Genomic DNA, 16,099 nt, shown 5'->3' with positions numbered 1-16,099 from the left:
ATATTAAGTATGGCAAAGCAATCCGCTATTGAGCAGGACGGAACAATCGTCGAGTCACTGTCGAATGCGATGTTCCGAGTAGAACTTGAAAATGGAGTTCAGATTATTGCGCATATCTCTGGTAAGATGAGAATGCACTATATCAAAATCCTCCCCGGAGATAAGGTAAAGGTGGAAATGAGCCCCTATGACCTGACCAAAGGACGAATTGTATTCAGATACAAATAAACAATTTGAATTAATATGAAGACAAGAGCATCATTGAAGAAGCGTACCCCAGACTGCAAAATCGTACGTCGTAAGGGCCGCCTGTTCGTTATCAACAAGAAGAACCCTAAGTACAAAATGCGTCAGGGTTAATGTTAAATAAGCATAAAATGGCGGAGAATTGAAAAATTCTTCGTAACTTTGCATGCTTTTTAGCAAGAAATGTATTTTTAAAGTAATTTATTTTTATCTTTTAATTAACAATGGCAATAAGAATTGTTGGAGTAGATTTGCCCCAGAATAAGCGTGGCGAAATCGCATTGACCTATATCTATGGTATTGGTCGAAGTAGTTCAGCAAAGATATTGGACAAGGCAGGTGTCAGCCGCGACCTGAAGGTTAGCGAGTGGAATGACGACCAGGCAGCCAAAATCCGTGAAATTATCGGCGCTGAATTCAAAGTTGAAGGTGATCTCCGTTCTGAGATCCAGTTGAATATCAAGCGACTGATGGATATTGGTTGCTATCGTGGCGTCCGTCATCGTAATGGTCTTCCCGTTCGTGGTCAGAGCACCAAGAATAATGCTCGTACTCGTAAGGGTAAGAAGAAGACTGTTGCTAATAAGAAGAAGGCTACGAAGTAATTCCTAAATTAAACATTAAACATTACAGAATTAAAGTTTAAGAATTATGGCAAAGAAAACAGTCACTTCAAAGAAGAGAAACGTGAGAGTAAATGCTATCGGCCAGCTCCACGTACACAGTTCTTTTAATAATATTATTGTATCACTGGCTAACGACGAGGGTCAGATTATTTCTTGGTCTTCAGCTGGTAAGATGGGCTTCCGTGGCTCTAAGAAGAATACTCCTTATGCTGCCCAGATGGCTGCTGAGGATTGCGCTAAGGTTGCTTACGACCTGGGTCTTCGCAAGGTTAAGGCTTATGTTAAGGGTCCTGGTAATGGCCGTGAGTCAGCTATCCGTGCCATCCATGGTGCTGGTATCGAGGTAATGGAGATCATCGATGTTACTCCACTGCCACATAACGGATGTCGTCCTCCAAAGCGTCGTCGCGTATAATTATTAGAAGGATTTTTAAAGAAGAAACATTTTTATTATTATGGCAAGATATTTAGGACCGAAATCAAAAATTGCGCGTCGTTTTGGTGAGCCCATTTTCGGCGCAGACAAAGTTTTGTCTAGGAGAAACTTCCCTCCTGGACAGCATGGCAACAACCGTCGTCGTAAGATGTCTGAGTATGCCGTCATGCTGGCAGAGAAGCAGAAGGCCAAGTATACTTATGGAGTACTTGAGCGCCAGTTCCGTAATATGTTTGAAAAGGCTGCTAAGGCTGAGGGTATTACTGGTGAGGTTCTGCTCCAGAACCTTGAGAGTCGTCTCGACAACGTAGTATTCCGTCTTGGTATTGCTCCTACACGTGCTGCTGCTCGTCAGCTCGTAGGTCATAAGCACATTACCGTTGATGGTCAGGTTGTTAATATCCCTTCTTACGCTGTTAAGCCTGGTCAGGTAGTTGCTGTTCGCGAGAAGTCTAAGTCTCTTGAGGTGATTGAGGCTGCTCTGGCAGGTTTCAACCACAGCAAGTATCCTTGGATTGAGTGGGATGAGAATGTGAAGGGCGGTAAGTTCCTGCACAAGCCTGAGCGCGCTGACATCCCCGAGAATATTAAGGAGCAGTTAATCGTTGAGTTGTACTCTAAGAACTAAAATCATTTAAATTAATGGCGATATTAGCATTTCAAAAACCCGATAAAGTCGTAATGTTGGAGGCCAACGACAAGTTCGGCAAGTTCGAATTTCGTCCTTTGGAGCCCGGCTTTGGTGTGACCATTGGTAACGCCCTGCGCCGCATTCTACTTTCATCACTTGAGGGTTATGCTATCAACACTATCCGTATTGCTGGTGTTGAGCATGAGTTCTCTTCAGTTCCCGGTGTAAAGGAAGATGTAACCAACATTATCTTGAATCTGAAGCAAGTTCGATTCAAGCAAGTAGTAGAAGAATTCGAGAACGAGAAAGTCAGTATCACGGTCGAGAATTCTACCGAATTCAAAGCCGCTGACATCGGCAAGTATCTGACTGGATTTGAAGTGTTAAATCCCGATTTGGTGATTTGTCATTTAGATTCCAAAGCATCGATGCAGATTGATCTTACAATCAACAAAGGTCGCGGATATGTACCCGCTGATGAGAATCGCGAGTTCTGCACCGACGTGAATGTAATTGCAATCGATTCTATTTACACTCCGATTCGTAACGTAAAGTTCTCAGTTGAGCCATATCGTGTTGAACAGAAGACCGACTATGACAAGCTGATTCTTGAAGTTACTACGGACGGTTCTATTCACCCAAAGGACGCTCTGAAAGAGGCCGCCAAGATTCTGATTTATCACTTCATGCTGTTCTCTGACGAGAAGATCTCTCTCGAGGCTTCAGAGACTGAGAGCAACCAGGAGTTCGATGAGGAGATTCTGCACATGCGCCAATTGCTCAAGACCCGTCTCATCGACATGAACCTCTCTGTTCGTGCGCTTAACTGTCTGAAGGCAGCTGATGTTGAGACACTTGGTGATTTGGTACAGTACAATAAGACTGACCTCCTGAAGTTCCGTAACTTTGGTAAGAAATCGCTCACTGAGCTTGATGATTTGCTCGAGAGTCTGAATCTGTCGTTTGGAACCGATATTTCAAAATACAAACTGGACAGAGATTAATCTCTTGCCCAATAAAAGAACAAAAGTAAAATGAGACATAATAAGAAATTCAATCATCTCGGTCGTACTGCATCTCACCGCAGTGCCATGCTTGCTAACATGGCTATCTCTCTGATCATGCACAAAAGAATCACTACGACCGTTGCAAAGGCTAAGGCCCTGAAGAAGTATGTAGAGCCCCTGATCACTAAGGCTAAGGAGGATTCTACTAATTCTCGTCGTGTTGTATTCAGCTACCTCCAGAACAAGGAGGCTATCAAGGAACTTTTCTCTACAGTTAGTGAGAAAGTTGGTGATCGTCCCGGTGGTTACACTCGTATCATCAAGTTGGGTACCCGTCAGGGTGACGCCGCTCAGGTTTGCTTCATCGAGTTGGTAGACTTTGATCCTGAAATGGCAAAGGAGACCAAGAAGAAGTCAACACGTCGTTCACGCAAGGCTGCTCCTAAGGCCGAGGCTGCTGTTGAGGCACCTGCTGCTGAGGAGGCAAAGGCTGAGGCTCCTGCTGAAGAGGCTAAGGCTGAGTAATCGTCAGAATTTTAAATTCTTATTATACAGGCAGAGCTCGTATCTTTTAAGGTACGGGCTCTATTTTTCTTAGAATAGGGATTCCCCTACGTGATAGTGGGGGAATTCCTTTGTCCTTTTGTCAGGATATATGTATCTTTGCTGCGTGTATCTTTAAGATTGATGGTTATGAAGAAGTTGTTTGTTTTATCGCTCGGTACTTTACTGCTGTTGAGCAGTTGTGGTACTTATACAGAAGCCGGTGCTACCACTGGTGGTTGGTTCGGCTCTATCATTGGTTCGGCCATCGGTGGTATTGCTGGCGGTCCACGTGGTAGTGATATCGGCACGCTGATTGGGATGGCTGGTGGTGCTGTCGTGGGTGCAGCTGTTGGGCAAGCAGCTGAAGAGGCACACCAAAAGAAGATGGGCGAGTACCAGCAGCGTCGTATGGAGCGTGGTGGTTCTCAACGCCAGGAGGGATATGATTATCCAGATGATCGTATCTATATGGAATGTACATCCGCCCCTTTAGAGATTCGTCGACCAATGCTGATTGATAATAGTCGCGACCAAGTGCTGACGCGTGGTGAAGAGGCTAGAATCGTGTTCGAGGTTTATAATACTACCAATGAGACTATCTACCGTATATGTCCTAACGTAAAAGAAATAACCGGAAATAAGCATTTAGAGGTGTCTGACAACGTTATGATAGAGAGTATAGCTCCAGGTAAGGGCATCAGATATACAGCGCTCGTACGGGCTGATAATGGCTTAAGAGATGGCGAGGCTGTTTTCCGTATAGGAGTTTTTCAAGGTGATAAAGAGATTGCTTCTCAGACTCGGGATTTCAGGATTCAAACAAGTAAGCGATAGGTTGGTTCCTATCGCTTCTTTTTTTCTTTTTGCTCTTGCTGTTTTTTCTTCTTCATCTGCTCGTTCAACTCTACCCAGATAGGGGTGGCAGCATCACCGTCGCTGGTACTTAAGTCCAACTCGGGTTTGCTGAATACCTCGGCAGGTTTGAACGGGATAATAGACTCATTTAATTCCTCGACTATTACGGGGGCTATACCTTGGGCGATAATTCCTAACTCTTTGGCTGCCCTATGGGATAGGTCGATGACACGTCCCTTTACATAAGGGCCACGGTCGATTACCTTTACAATGACATGGTTGCCATTGGCAGGGTTGGTAACTAACAGCAGTGTACCAAAAGGGTAGGTGCGGTGAGCGCATGTCAGACTGTCGTGATGCAGGCGCTCGCCACTGGCCGTACGACGTCCGCTGGAGCTTTTAGAATAAAATGAAGCTTTACCGCTCTCGGTCTGAGCCTGAGCGGTAAAGCATATTATTAGTGTTAGTGTCGTTGCGACTATTCTTTTTATATAGGTCATACAATACCTTGAGCAAGCATAGCTTTCGCTACTTTCATGAAGCCGGCTACGTTGGCACCCTTCACATAGTTGATGTAGTTGCCTTCCTTACCGTACTTCACGCACTGCTCATGAATGCCACTCATAATCTGGTGCAGACGCTGGTCTACCTCTTCTGCGGTCCAGCTCATGCGCATAGAGTTCTGAGTCATCTCCAAGCCCGATGTGGCAACACCACCAGCATTAACAGCCTTGCCAGGAGCGAACAGCTGACCTGCAGCGATGAACTTGTTCACAGCCTCAGCCGTGCAACCCATATTCGATACCTCGGCTACGCAAAGTGGCTTGTTGGCCAGGATCATGTCGGCGTCGGCACCATTCAACTCGTTCTGGGTAGCGCATGGCAGATAGATGTCGGCCTTCTGCTCCCATGGTTTCTTACCGGCGTAGAACTTCGAACCCTCGAATTCCTCTTCGTAAGGCTGACATACGTCATTGCCACTGGCGCGGAGCTCCAGCATGTACTCAATCTTTTCATCATCGAGACCTGCAGGATCGTAGATGTATCCATCAGGACCAGAGATGGTGATAACCTTTGCACCCAGCTCGGTGGCTTTCTTGGCAGCACCCCATGCTACGTTACCGAAACCAGACAGGGCAACGGTCTTTCCTTTGATGTCGAGTCCGTGAGTTTCCATCATGTGGTGTACAAAATAGAGTGCACCATAACCCGTTGCCTCAGGACGCAGGATAGAACCACCCCATTCCATACCCTTACCAGTGAGGGTGGCGCCATGGAACTGACTGGTGAGCTTCTTGTACATACCAAACAGATAGCCGATCTCGCGACCACCAACGCCGATATCACCAGCAGGTACGTCCATATCGGGACCAATCACCTTGTACAGCTCGGTCATAAAGGCCTGGCAGAAACGCATAATCTCGGCATCGCTCTTGCCACGGGGAGCAAAGTCTGATCCGCCCTTACCTCCACCCATGGGCAGAGTGGTAAGTGCATTCTTGAAGGTCTGCTCGAATCCGAGGAATTTCAGGATGCTGAGGTTTACTGATGGGTGGAAACGCAAACCGCCTTTGTAAGGGCCGATGGCGCTGTTAAACTGCACGCGGTAGCCGATGTTTACCTGTACCTCGCCCTTGTCGTCGACCCAGGGCACACGGAAGGTAGTGATACGCTCAGGTTCTACAATGCGCTCTATGATTTTGGCTTTCTCAAACTCGGGGTGCTGGTTGTATACATCTTTAATACTATCCAACACCTCTCTTACTGCCTGTAAGTACTCCATTTCGCCTGGATGCTTCTGCTCCAAGGCCTGCATAATTTTCTCAACTTCCATTGTCGTTAAAACGTTTTAAGTTTACATTTTGTTACTAATTATGATGCAAAAGTAGGAAAAATATCAATACCTTCCAAGGAAAAACGAGAAAAATTTTGTTGTAAAGTTACATTTTGTTAATTGTGCGCGTTTCCAGGAATTGATGGAAGGCCTCTTGATAGCCATCGGGTACATGAATAATCTCATTGCCGATATAGATGCAGTCGTTGCGGTCTACTTTTCTGATTTTGTCGACTGCTATAATATAGGAACGGTGTACTCGCAGAAATTTCTCGGGGGCTAGCATCTCTTCTACGGCTTTCATGGTCAGGTGTGTAATCAAGGGCTTGGTCTCGCCATCGAGATAGAACATCACGTAATCCTTCATGCCGTTTACATAGACGATGCTTTCGATTGTGATATTGCGTAGTTCGCCTTCGACGCGTACGAAGATGGAGGTCGGGGGCTGGGAGTTGGGCGATGGGCATTTTGTGATAGGTGAAGCTTTGGACGATTCGCTTTTGGCAAACCACTCCTTAGCCTTATCCACTGCTACCATGAACTTATTATAGCGGATGGGCTTCAATAGGAAGTCAAGTGCACTCACTTCGTAACTCTCGAAGGCATATTCCTTGAAGGCCGTCGTAAATATGACACGGGTATCGCTGGAAATCATGTGAGCCAGTTCCATACCATTCAAGTCGGGCATCTGGATGTCGAGAAACAACAGATTGGGTTTTAGCTCTTTGATGGCATTAATGGCTGCTACCGAGTCGGTGAAACTGCCTAACAATTCCAAATCGGGGGTCTTTGCTACATACGATTCCATGAGCTTAACAGCCAGTGGCTCGTCGTCTACGATGATACAAGTTAATGGCATTTCTTTTGTTTAATCTTTAATCTTTAATGTAATTCTCACGTGATAGATATCGTCTTCGATCGACTGCTCCCATTTATATCGGCCGGCGTACATCAGGTCCAGTCGACGACGGGTATTCTCTAGTCCGATACCAGAGCCGCTCCGGTCGGTATCATCTTTAGGAAAATTGGTATTTTCACAGTTGAATATCAGTTCGTTGGCGTTCTGTAACAGGCGGATATCAATCTTCGAAGGACGGTTGCTGCTCACTCCATGCTTGAAGGCGTTCTCTACCAGCGATATGAATAGTAGTGGTGCAATCTCCATGTTCTGCTTAACGTCGAAGGTGGTTGTTATTTTGGTTTTTTCATTGCAACGCAGTTTCATCAGTGAGATATAGTTGCGCATAAACTCCACTTCGCCTTCGATGGGTACCATCTTCTTATTGGTCTCGTACATGGCGTAACGCAATAAGTCGCTCAGTTGGGCGATAGCATCTTGAGCCCCATCGGCATCAATCTGACAGAGACTCGAGATGTTGTTGAGGGTGTTGAATAAGAAATGTGGGTTTATCTGATTCTTCAGCCATGCTAATTCTGCCTCGGTGTTCTTGGCTTTCTCGTCTTTCAGTTGCTGTTTAATCTGTCGGATGCGCATGAAATGTCGGATGCCAATGGCGATGGCTGCCACGAAGCAGTTAATCAGCAGGAACATGAAAAAGCCTATGAAGAAACCTATCCACATGGTCGGTGTCATCTCTGGCAGTTCGGGTATGCGGTCGCGTGCAATCCAGACGTATAGAAACTGATAGTTCAAAGCTAAAGTGAGTAGCAGGTTACATACGGCGAACAGTAAGAATTTGCGCCGGAAGAACAGGTATGGCCCGAAGATGTAGAAGTTGACAAAATACATCGCTAATGGCGAATGCAGAATGGCCCATGTGGCCATGAATGTGGTTTTGGTAGCTTGGAAATCATGTGTACTCACAAGTGTGGCCAGCAGCGGCAATAGCATGATAAATGCCCATACAGCTACTTGTACCAAAAGTATCCAGATATCTTTTCTCTCAATCTTCTTCATAACGCTTGCAAATATAGGAAATATTTTAGAATAAAGCGTTCTTTTTCTGAAAAAGAACGCTTTATGCCATGGATTTGTTAGATATTGCTGCCGATACTATTCAACATTTCACCTTGTGACTGCTGCTCAATGAAGTCATCCTGTACGCGACTGGTACGCTGTTTCTGACTCATCTTCGAATTGCCGAAGGTATAGCTGATGTTGAAAGTCACACTGTAGATAGGTACTTTGATACAGGTGTTGCTGATGAAGTCTTTGCCGCGACTCGAGGTCTCGATGTTCAGGTTGCCGCCCTTGTTCAGACCTACCAGACCGTTGATGCTCAGGTTTAGCTTGTCTTTTAACAGACTCTTCGATACGCTGGCGGTCAACAGGTTGAATCCACCGGTATAACCCTGCAGGGTGTAGCTCTTGGTTGAAGTGATGGCGAAGGCGCTCAACTTAAGATTCCAAGGCAGTGTCTGCTGTACACCGGCCATCACGTTGGCTGTCCAGCCATTGTTTTTCTGGTCGAGGGCTGTACTGCGCAGGTCGGTATAGTTCAGCCCTCCGTTGAAGAACAGGCGTGTATCCTTGGTCAGCAAGTAGCTAACGTATCCGCTTAGTCCAGTTTGATGACTCTTTACCACGTTGCCGTAAGTGGTGTTCAACAGGTTGGCATCATCGTAGAAACTGTACTGCGAGATGGCGTTATCCACAAAATTGTGATGCAGGTTCAGGTTCACCATCAACTTTGATGTAAAGGCATTGTAAACCAGTGATACGTTATGTGCCTTCTCAACATCCAGGTCGGGATTACCGTAGCTCAGGGCAATGGGGTTGGTCTTATCTACGTATGGATTAAGATATGAGATACCAGGACGACTGATTCGCATATTGTAGGTAAGACCGAGATTTGAACCTTGCGAGATGGTGTACTGCATGCTGGCTGTAGGAACCAGACTACCGTAACTGGTGCTGAAGTCCTGACCGTTACCCAAATGGTACTCTACATCCTGCCATGTGTACTCGTAACGCAAGCCTGCCTTCATACCGAACTTGCCAAAGTTGCCTACATACTCGCCATAGCCAGCCAAGATAGAGTTCTTATACTCGTATTCTGAACTTGAATTCTGATCGTACACACCTTTTAGATAGTACTTGGAGTCAGAAGTAGCATCGTGCAGCTGGAACTTACCACCCAAATTCAGTGTCTGTCCTTTGGCCAATGGCATGGTGTAGTCCAGTTGGAAGATATGGCTGGTGGTCTTGTCTTGATTATCTGAGTAGCGGTTGGTCAGGTCGATGACGGTCGAAGTCGTGGTGAAGTTGTTAGTTATCTTCGTACTGGCTGGACTGTAATCCAATTGGTAGGTCAGGGACAGACTCTTAGTATGGTCTGCATTGAAGAATCGTTGGTAGTCCAGACTTCCGCTGAATGAGGTGCGTGAGTTTTTCATGTCGGTGGTACTACCGTAGCTGAAAGTATTACCTAATGCGGCACCGCTCATAGTGGTGAGGGCGGTACCTGTACTCTTCATATTCATCGAGTTGATGGATGCAGTGGCGTTGATCACGCTCATTGAGTCGAGTTGATAACCCAGTGTCAGGCTTCCCATGGTGAATGGTGTCTTTACATCGTTGTCCGAGGTCATTGTCTGACTCGTACCATTGGCTTGTATCTGTTCCATTTCGGTAGTGGTGTTACCAGGTTTGTTGTAGCTTGTAAACACATTGGCACTGTAACTTAACTTCCCTTGCTGTCCGCTCATGAATACGCTGGCACCCATTTGCTTGTTACCTGCCCCCAGACGGATAGTTCCGTTATAGCCGTTCATACTTTCTGAGGCTTGTGCGCTCTGTTTGTTCAGTACGATGTTCAGTACACCAGCAGCCCCCTCTGCATCGTACTTGGCGCCAGGGTTAGTAATGACCTCTATACTCTTTACTGCTGTGGCAGGCATGCTCTTGAAAACCATCGACGGGTTGCTCGATAACATTGCGTTTGGCATACCATCTACATAGACCTTAAACGATGAACTACCGTTTACGGTGATATTATCCTGTCCGTCAACCGTTACCATGGGCACTTTGCGCAGCATGTCAAGCACGGTGTTCGACTTTGAGTCCTCGTCCTCGGCTACGTTGTAGCTCATCTTGTCAACCTCCATTTTTACCAATGGCTTCTGAGCAACAATCTCCACACCTTTCAGCATGGTTTCATTCTCTTTCATAAAGATCGTACCCAGATCGAGTGGTGTTTCTTTTCCCAGTTCGATGCTCTGTCGCAACTCTTCCTTACCTACGCTGCTAAACACGATGTCGAACTTGCCCTTACCTTTCACCTCCTGCTGGAAGTGACCGTTCTCGTCGGTGATAAACATGGCGATAGGCTTATCGCTTTTGCCAGCCTTAAACACACGAACGGTGGCAAATGGTTCGCCCTCATTCAAGGTTTTGTCCATCAGTACGCCACTAACAGTGGTTTTCTGTGCCATTACTACTGCTGAGAGAGTCAGCATCATTGTTACCAGGAAAAATTTAATCTGTTTCATACCTTTATTATATTTATGTTCTTTTTATCAAAATTGACGTTGCAAAGGTATGAAAAAAGGGGGCAAGCGTGAAATCTCTTTCGACGTTTACCCCCATGTGTTTCGACGTTTGCCGTCGGCTTATATCTTTTCCAACGCCTGCTTGATGTCGTCGAGTATATCCTCAACATCCTCGATACCTACCGAAAGGCGGATCAAATCGGGAGCTACACCAGCCTCGCGCAACTGCTCATCGCTCAGCTGACGGTGAGTGTGACTGGCTGGATGCAACACACAGGTGCGGGCATCGGCTACATGGGTCACGATGTTAATCATCTCTAATGAGTCCATCCACTTAATGGCTGTCTCGCGGTCGCCTTTCAGTCCGAATGCGATGACACCGCAGCTACCATTGGGCAGATACTTCTGTCCCAGATTGTAGTACTTATCTGTAGGCAGTCCGCAGTAGTGTACCCATGCCACTTTTTCGTTCGCGTTCAGGAACTCAGCCACCTTCTGGGCATTCTTACAGTGCTGGGCCATGCGCAGATGTAATGTCTGCAAGCCCATGTTCAGCAGGAACGAATTCTGTGGTGCGGGGATAGAGCCCAGGTCGCGCATCAGCTGAGCCACCAACTTGGTTATGTAGCCCATCTTGCCAAAGGCCTTTACGTAGGTCAGACCGTGGTAGCTTTCATCGGGTGTACACAGACCCGGGAACTTCTCGGCATTAGCCAGCCAGTCAAAGTTGCCGCTATCTACGACACAACCGCCAACCTGTGTGGCCAGTCCGTCCATATACTTGGTAGTGCTGTGGGTTACGATATCAGCACCCCACTCAAATGGGCGGCAGTTGACAGGTGTGGCAAAGGTGTTATCCACAATCAAGGGGACGCCATTCTTGTGAGCAATCTTAGCGAAACGCTCAATGTCGAACACGGCACAACCAGGATTCGAGATGGTCTCGCCAAACACCGCCTTCGTGTTAGGACGGAAAGCTGCCTGAATCTCTTCGTCGCTGGCCTCGGGCGATACGAAGGTACATTCGATGCCCAGCTTTTTCATGGTGACGCCGAAGAGGTTGTATGTACCACCATAAATCTCATTCGATGTGATGAAGTGGTCGCCAGCCTGACATATATTGAACATAGCATAGAAGTTGGCAGCCTGACCGCTCGATGTGAGCATAGCACCAACACCGCCTTCGAGTGTGCAGATTTTAGCAGCCACGGCATCGTTGGTTGGGTTCTGTAGTCGGGTATAGAAGTAACCCTCTTTCTCCAGATCAAACAACTTTGCCATTTCATCAGAGTCATCGTACTTGAACGTTGTACTCTGAATGATAGGCAGTTCTATTGGTTCTCCGTTTTTGGCCTTGTAGCCAGCCTGTACACAAAGCGTACCTTGTCTCAGTTTCTTATCCATTTGTCTTCCTATTTTAGCATTTTGGGCGCAAAGATACAAAAATATGACTTAATTGCTATCAATTTGCGTAACTTTTTGTGATTTGAACCTCTTTTTTTGAAATCTTTTTCTTATATTTGCACCAGATATGTATATCTATTAACTTTTGCTTTTTAATTATGTCACGACTAACTACTTACATCAAACGCGATCTGCCATTGCGTATCAGCCTGATGATTGTGTTAGCGATGTCACTTCTGCTCACAATCACACTACTCGTCATGCTGTTCTTTTCACGCAAGGCTATGAAGGAGGATGCGTTGAATCGGGCGACAGTTACACTGAACCGAGCGATGACCAATATCGACAATATTATGTTGAGTGTCGAAGAGACGGCGGGTAATACCTATATTAATATGAAGTACGACAATCCAGAGATGATGTACACCTATGCTCGACGGATTGTTGAAGCAAATCCTTATGTGAGCGGGTGCGCCATTGCGTTCAAGCCCGATTATTTCAAAGGACACCAGCTGTACATGGCCTATGTCCATCATGGTGATAGTCTTAAACCTGAGACTGCGGCGCCTCTAATCAGTGAGTCCAGCTTTGGTAACAAACCTTATACTGAACAGGCGTGGTTCACCAAGCCTATGTCAACAGGGATGGCTACCTGGCTCAATCCGTTGGCAGACTTTGATTCAACAGGCATTCAGTCCGTCACCTCGTTCTGTATGCCCATAGCCGGCAGAGACAAGCAGCCGATAGGTGTCATCAGTGTTAACGTCTCGCTCAGTTTGTTATCGGGCGTCATGGCTGCAGCCAAGCCATCACCCAATTCGTATTGCGCATTGTTGGATCGCGATGGCTCGTTTATCGTTCATCCCGTGGGTGAGTATCTGTTCAATTTTTCTGCTTTAAACATGCCTGGCGAATCGGTACATCAGGCTGTTGAGACGATGATGAACGGCGGTTCTGGCTATTTACCATTCAATATCGATGGGCGTAAGTTTTATTTGTTTTATCAACCCTTTGAACTGGTCGATTTTCCTTATCGTGACGTTGGTGATTTAGGGTGGAGTTTAGGTGTGGTTTTTTCTGAAGAGGATATATTCGGCGATTATAATCGTTTGTTTAACTACGTCTTGATCATAGCTGTTGTTGGTATGGTGCTACTGTATTTGCATATTCGCTTGATTATTCGTCATCGCTTGCGACCACTTAGCATGCTGAAGGAACGTACCGAGCGTATTGCTCAGGGACATTATGATGAGCCCATTCCTACTAGTCCGAATATCGACGAGATCGGTAAGTTGCAGTACAACTTCCAGCGTATGCAGCGGTCGGTAGCTGCTAATATCAGTGAACTTAACGAGATTACCTCTTCTATTCAGAAACATAGTACAGAGCTGCAAGAAGCTTATCAACAAGCTCGTAAGGCCGATAATATGAAGACGGTGTTCATGCATAATATGACCAATCAAATGGTTGCACCTGCATGGGCTATCGATGAAGATGTGACGGCCCTGTGTCAATACGATGAGGACAGTCAAAAGAATGAGGTAGGAACGTTAGTCGAGCATATCCAGCAAAACGGTGTAGCCATTACCCGTGTACTTAATAGTCTGATTAATAGTTCAGAGGAGGAACAAATACAGGAGAAAGGAGGTGAGTCATGATTAACATTCGTCAATCGTTCCCAGCCAAAGTTGTTCTGTGGGTATTAGGCTTGGCAATCCCTATCTTCATGGCCTCTGTCGGTGTTCTGTTTTGGCAATCGCGTAAGATGGTACGCGATGAGGCTGTTGATCTTGCAAATGGCGTACTTAATCATGCCATGCACCGTATTCGTCGTTATTTGATTACTGTCGAGACTGCAACCAATACACATGCTCGGGTGGCAGAGCAATCGTTGGTCGCCGATTCGCTGCTTCATTTGTCGAATCGCATTACACAGATGAATCCCTTTGTCGACGGCTGTGCAATCAGCACAGAACCGCATGTGGTCTCGGGCTATCCTGATCGATTCATGGCTTATTCTATCCGTGAAAAGGGTGGTGTCACCACTACGCTCGAGACTGATTACAATTATTTCGGGCGCCGATGGTATAGTGTGCCGCGCGCTCAGCAGAAACCTGGCTGGGTGGTGTATTACGACGAGGATAATACCCTCGACCTTAAAGAGGATGGTATGATGGCTGCCTATAGCCATCCGCTCTACGATGCAAAAAAGCGATTCTTGGGACTTATTACCATCGAGATGTCGCTACTGCATATTTCGCAAGTGCTCGCAGAGGAGAAACCTTATCCTCACTCTTATTTCATCATGATTGATGAGCAGGGACGCTATGTGGGACATCCTGATTCGACACGCTTGTTTAGCAAGACCATTTTTTCCGGTGCCGATCCTCAGCGCCAGTCCGATCTGTTAGCTTTGGGCTACGAGATGACCAAGGGCAATACGGGATGTATGCAGGTGCGACTACAGGACAAACTCTCGTTAGTGAGCTATATGCCAGTCGCTGGTACCAACTGGAGTCTGGCCATCGTGTGTCCCGACAGCGATATTCTCAGTGGCTATTATCGGCTCACCTATATTGTGCTTGTGTTGCTTTTCATTGGATTGGTTATCATTGTTGTCAACTGCTATGAGGCAGTCACTGTGTCGCTTCGTCCACTTGGTGAATTGCTTACTCAAGCAAGGGCTGTTTCTCAAGGGCACCTGGATGTGGATATACCTCATACGAATCGAATAGACGTGATCGGTGGCCTGCAGAATAGTTTTTCAACCATGCTCAAGTCGTTGAATTACTACATCGATAGTGTGCGGGCTGCTACCGATCAGAACAAGCGTTACAACCGTGAACTGGAGCATACCACCCAGTTAGTGGTTGAGGCTGAACGGCGTAAGACTATTTTCATTCAGAATGTTACGCATCAGATACGTACACCGCTCAACATCATCATGGGATTTGCTCAGGTATTGAATAGTCCGGTGGGCAATGGCTCTCTTAACGAGGAGTTGGGTGAGGAGGAGATCAGAGGCATTGCCCTTACCATGGACCACAACTCCAAGTTGCTGGTGCGTATGGTGATGATGCTTTTTGATAGTTCAGATACAGGTAAAGCTGAGACAGAGGGACGTGATACTTGTGAACTGATAGCATGTAATGAGGCGGCACGCGAAGCGGTTGACTTCATCAATGCACATACTCCCGAGGTTACCATCGGTTTCCAGACCGATGTGCCCGATGATTTGTGCTTGTCTACCAATCGCCAGTTGCTTGTATTCAGTCTGCAGGAGCTGTTAAACAATTCTGTGCGCTATTCCGATGGACAGCACATCCTGTTGCAGGTGGTCGGTACAGATACCTCTGTTCGTTTTATAGTGCAGGATACAGGTAAAGGCATTGCTGAGGCCGATCGCGAACATCTCTTTGAGTTCTTTACGAAGGTCGATGATTTCAGTGAAGGCTTAGGATTGGGTTTGCCGCTTACTAAGCGTCATGCGCAGACTCTTGGTGGAAACTTCTATCTCGACACCACCTATCATGAGGGATGCCGATTCGTCTTTGAACTCTACCACAGCCAATCATCTTCATCAGCATCGTAGTTGATGGGCCCTTGCCAACCGTTTCTGCGGCAAACGCTCTCAATCTGCTTTTGCTGATCGGGTGTAATCTGGCGTATACCTTTGCGCATCTCGAAATACTGTTTGCGGCCAAATACCTCAATCAGCTGGTCGCGGATGCGTTTTTCCATGTATCCCGGCATGTCGTGGTACATGTTGGTAAAGCCACGTTTCATCACCACGCGTACGTTTTGACGAAACTCCGGGCAATTATCACTTCCCATTAACGGGTTGTGCGGATTGATAGCAAGGTAGACATTACGACTTGGGTCGGCGTATTGGCCAACCAACCATCGTAGGCAGCACCTGTGGAGTGGGCACTGGTCGATAAAACAGATGGTATAGTGATCTACTTTATCTTTCATGGCGATAAAGGTAATTACTTTTCTCGACATTTTATGTATAATGTGTAATTAATTAAGATTTTTTTGTACCTTTGCCCCATGATGATG

General features: G+C 46.5%; 17 protein-coding genes. 10 read left to right on the top strand and 7 right to left on the bottom strand.

Annotated elements, in window-relative coordinates:
- The first annotated feature begins 9 nt into the window (after nt 1-9).
- From infA to T491_RS0101790, 8 genes are all read left to right on the top strand, one after another.
- Nucleotides 10-228, top strand: a complete 219-nt coding sequence (gene infA / locus T491_RS0101825) for a translation initiation factor IF-1 (RefSeq protein WP_004341775.1) — start codon at nt 10-12, stop codon at nt 226-228.
- Between the two features lie 15 nt (nt 229-243).
- Nucleotides 244-360 carry a 50S ribosomal protein L36 gene (gene rpmJ, locus T491_RS0101820; RefSeq protein WP_009160995.1) on the top strand — a complete coding sequence of 39 codons (117 nt, stop codon included), beginning with the start codon at nt 244-246 and terminating at the stop codon, nt 358-360.
- A gap of 110 nt (nt 361-470) precedes the next feature.
- Entirely contained in the window at nt 471-851 is a 381-nt protein-coding gene (gene rpsM, locus T491_RS0101815; RefSeq protein ID WP_027448994.1) for a 30S ribosomal protein S13, read from the top strand.
- Nucleotides 852-897: 46 nt separating this feature from the next.
- The gene (rpsK, locus tag T491_RS0101810; RefSeq protein ID WP_013063216.1) at nt 898-1,287 is read left to right on the top strand and encodes a 30S ribosomal protein S11; all 390 of its coding nucleotides are present in this window, start codon (nt 898-900) and stop codon (nt 1,285-1,287) included.
- Between the two features lie 40 nt (nt 1,288-1,327).
- Nucleotides 1,328-1,936, top strand: coding sequence for a 30S ribosomal protein S4 (rpsD, locus tag T491_RS0101805; protein WP_013064747.1), 609 nt, complete (start codon nt 1,328-1,330; stop codon nt 1,934-1,936).
- A 14-nt stretch (nt 1,937-1,950) separates the two neighbouring features.
- Nucleotides 1,951-2,943 (top strand): DNA-directed RNA polymerase subunit alpha, encoded by a 993-nt coding sequence (locus T491_RS0101800; protein WP_028902362.1) that lies wholly within the window; start codon nt 1,951-1,953, stop codon nt 2,941-2,943.
- A gap of 30 nt (nt 2,944-2,973) precedes the next feature.
- Nucleotides 2,974-3,471, top strand: a complete 498-nt coding sequence (gene rplQ, locus T491_RS0101795) for a 50S ribosomal protein L17 (protein WP_028902361.1) — start codon at nt 2,974-2,976, stop codon at nt 3,469-3,471.
- 168 nt (nt 3,472-3,639) lie between these two features.
- Nucleotides 3,640-4,326, top strand: a complete 687-nt coding sequence (locus tag T491_RS0101790) for a hypothetical protein (protein ID WP_028902360.1) — start codon at nt 3,640-3,642, stop codon at nt 4,324-4,326.
- A gap of 8 nt (nt 4,327-4,334) precedes the next feature.
- On the opposite strand, the gene T491_RS0101785 is transcribed toward T491_RS0101790, so the two are convergent.
- From T491_RS0101785 to T491_RS0101760, 6 genes are all read right to left on the bottom strand, one after another.
- Nucleotides 4,335-4,847, bottom strand: coding sequence for a septal ring lytic transglycosylase RlpA family protein (locus T491_RS0101785; RefSeq protein WP_028902359.1), 513 nt, complete (start codon nt 4,845-4,847; stop codon nt 4,335-4,337).
- Nucleotides 4,844-6,181 (bottom strand): NADP-specific glutamate dehydrogenase, encoded by a 1,338-nt coding sequence (gene gdhA, locus T491_RS0101780; protein ID WP_028902358.1) that lies wholly within the window; start codon nt 6,179-6,181, stop codon nt 4,844-4,846. The genes T491_RS0101785 and gdhA overlap by 4 nt, the downstream gene beginning before the upstream one ends.
- Nucleotides 6,182-6,287: 106 nt before the next feature.
- Entirely contained in the window at nt 6,288-7,040 is a 753-nt protein-coding gene (locus tag T491_RS0101775) for a LytTR family DNA-binding domain-containing protein (RefSeq protein WP_028902357.1), read from the bottom strand.
- 9 nt (nt 7,041-7,049) lie between these two features.
- Nucleotides 7,050-8,099 carry a sensor histidine kinase gene (locus T491_RS0101770; RefSeq protein WP_028902356.1) on the bottom strand — a complete coding sequence of 350 codons (1,050 nt, stop codon included), beginning with the start codon at nt 8,097-8,099 and terminating at the stop codon, nt 7,050-7,052.
- A gap of 77 nt (nt 8,100-8,176) precedes the next feature.
- Nucleotides 8,177-10,633: an outer membrane beta-barrel family protein gene (locus T491_RS0101765; RefSeq protein ID WP_028902355.1), complete on the bottom strand. Its 2,457-nt coding sequence runs from the start codon at nt 10,631-10,633 to the stop codon at nt 8,177-8,179.
- Nucleotides 10,634-10,753: 120 nt separating this feature from the next.
- Nucleotides 10,754-12,037 carry an O-acetylhomoserine aminocarboxypropyltransferase/cysteine synthase family protein gene (locus tag T491_RS0101760; RefSeq protein WP_028902354.1) on the bottom strand — a complete coding sequence of 428 codons (1,284 nt, stop codon included), beginning with the start codon at nt 12,035-12,037 and terminating at the stop codon, nt 10,754-10,756.
- Between the two features lie 158 nt (nt 12,038-12,195).
- Between T491_RS0101760 and T491_RS0101755 the strand changes: the two genes are divergently transcribed.
- The gene (locus T491_RS0101755; protein ID WP_028902353.1) at nt 12,196-13,695 is read left to right on the top strand and encodes a cache domain-containing protein; all 1,500 of its coding nucleotides are present in this window, start codon (nt 12,196-12,198) and stop codon (nt 13,693-13,695) included.
- Nucleotides 13,692-15,629 (top strand): ATP-binding protein, encoded by a 1,938-nt coding sequence (locus tag T491_RS0101750; RefSeq protein WP_028902352.1) that lies wholly within the window; start codon nt 13,692-13,694, stop codon nt 15,627-15,629. The genes T491_RS0101755 and T491_RS0101750 overlap by 4 nt, the downstream gene beginning before the upstream one ends.
- Here T491_RS0101750 and T491_RS17570 read toward each other — a convergent pair.
- Nucleotides 15,596-16,042 (bottom strand): DUF6078 family protein, encoded by a 447-nt coding sequence (locus T491_RS17570; RefSeq protein ID WP_231480158.1) that lies wholly within the window; start codon nt 16,040-16,042, stop codon nt 15,596-15,598. The genes T491_RS0101750 and T491_RS17570 overlap by 34 nt on opposite strands.
- Between the last annotated feature and the right edge of the window lie 57 nt (nt 16,043-16,099).

The organism is Prevotella sp. P6B4 (assembly GCF_000619985.1).
GTDB lineage: Bacteria > Bacteroidota > Bacteroidia > Bacteroidales > Bacteroidaceae > Prevotella.
The sequence above is the reverse complement of the archived record's forward strand: the minus strand, read 5'-3'. Positions and strand labels throughout refer to the sequence as shown.

Excerpts from the sequence above, each read along its gene's own strand:
- infA (WP_004341775.1), top strand. The coding sequence starts at position 10 with ATGGCAAAGCAATCCGCTATTGAGCAGGACGGAACAATCGTCGAGTCA.
- rpmJ (WP_009160995.1), top strand. The coding sequence starts at position 244 with ATGAAGACAAGAGCATCATTGAAGAAGCGTACCCCAGACTGCAAAATC.
- rpsM (WP_027448994.1), top strand. The coding sequence starts at position 471 with ATGGCAATAAGAATTGTTGGAGTAGATTTGCCCCAGAATAAGCGTGGC.
- rpsK (WP_013063216.1), top strand. The coding sequence starts at position 898 with ATGGCAAAGAAAACAGTCACTTCAAAGAAGAGAAACGTGAGAGTAAAT.
- rpsD (WP_013064747.1), top strand. The coding sequence starts at position 1,328 with ATGGCAAGATATTTAGGACCGAAATCAAAAATTGCGCGTCGTTTTGGT.
- T491_RS0101800 (WP_028902362.1), top strand. The coding sequence starts at position 1,951 with ATGGCGATATTAGCATTTCAAAAACCCGATAAAGTCGTAATGTTGGAG.
- rplQ (WP_028902361.1), top strand. The coding sequence starts at position 2,974 with ATGAGACATAATAAGAAATTCAATCATCTCGGTCGTACTGCATCTCAC.
- T491_RS0101790 (WP_028902360.1), top strand. The coding sequence starts at position 3,640 with ATGAAGAAGTTGTTTGTTTTATCGCTCGGTACTTTACTGCTGTTGAGC.
- T491_RS0101785 (WP_028902359.1), bottom strand. The coding sequence starts at position 4,847 with ATGACCTATATAAAAAGAATAGTCGCAACGACACTAACACTAATAATA.
- gdhA (WP_028902358.1), bottom strand. The coding sequence starts at position 6,181 with ATGGAAGTTGAGAAAATTATGCAGGCCTTGGAGCAGAAGCATCCAGGC.
- T491_RS0101775 (WP_028902357.1), bottom strand. The coding sequence starts at position 7,040 with ATGCCATTAACTTGTATCATCGTAGACGACGAGCCACTGGCTGTTAAG.
- T491_RS0101770 (WP_028902356.1), bottom strand. The coding sequence starts at position 8,099 with ATGAAGAAGATTGAGAGAAAAGATATCTGGATACTTTTGGTACAAGTA.
- T491_RS0101765 (WP_028902355.1), bottom strand. The coding sequence starts at position 10,633 with ATGAAACAGATTAAATTTTTCCTGGTAACAATGATGCTGACTCTCTCA.
- T491_RS0101760 (WP_028902354.1), bottom strand. The coding sequence starts at position 12,037 with ATGGATAAGAAACTGAGACAAGGTACGCTTTGTGTACAGGCTGGCTAC.
- T491_RS0101755 (WP_028902353.1), top strand. The coding sequence starts at position 12,196 with ATGTCACGACTAACTACTTACATCAAACGCGATCTGCCATTGCGTATC.
- T491_RS0101750 (WP_028902352.1), top strand. The coding sequence starts at position 13,692 with ATGATTAACATTCGTCAATCGTTCCCAGCCAAAGTTGTTCTGTGGGTA.
- T491_RS17570 (WP_231480158.1), bottom strand. The coding sequence starts at position 16,042 with ATGTCGAGAAAAGTAATTACCTTTATCGCCATGAAAGATAAAGTAGAT.